1 protein-coding gene is annotated in these 257 nt (G+C 56.0%); it reads right to left on the bottom strand.

Annotated features, from left to right (window positions below; genetic code table 11):
* Positions 1-257: hypothetical protein (locus ACSNOG_RS33590; RefSeq protein WP_436756451.1), on the bottom strand; the 257-nt coding region annotated here is incomplete at both ends.

Genomic DNA, 257 nt, shown 5'->3' with positions numbered 1-257 from the left:
GTCAGGTCCGCCTGGACGGCTTCGTACACGACATCTCCCTTGGTGCTGAAAAACATGACATGAACCTTCGCCTCGCCCGGAACGCTGTACAGCCACATTTTGTTGATGCTCTCTCCACTGAACAGCGAATCGGGCACGATCTGCATCACGCGCTGCAGAAGTGTTACCGGGATGCCCGAATCGAAGCTCAGCTCAATGCCCCGGTTCTCGGATCGAACCTTGTTCCAGTCGATATTGCCTACCATCCGGCGCTGGAA

Origin of the sequence: Streptomyces sp. URMC 124, from assembly GCF_051386455.1 — a bacterium.
Lineage (GTDB): Bacteria > Actinomycetota > Actinomycetes > Streptomycetales > Streptomycetaceae > Streptomyces.
This window is presented reverse-complemented; position numbering and strand designations above follow the sequence as displayed.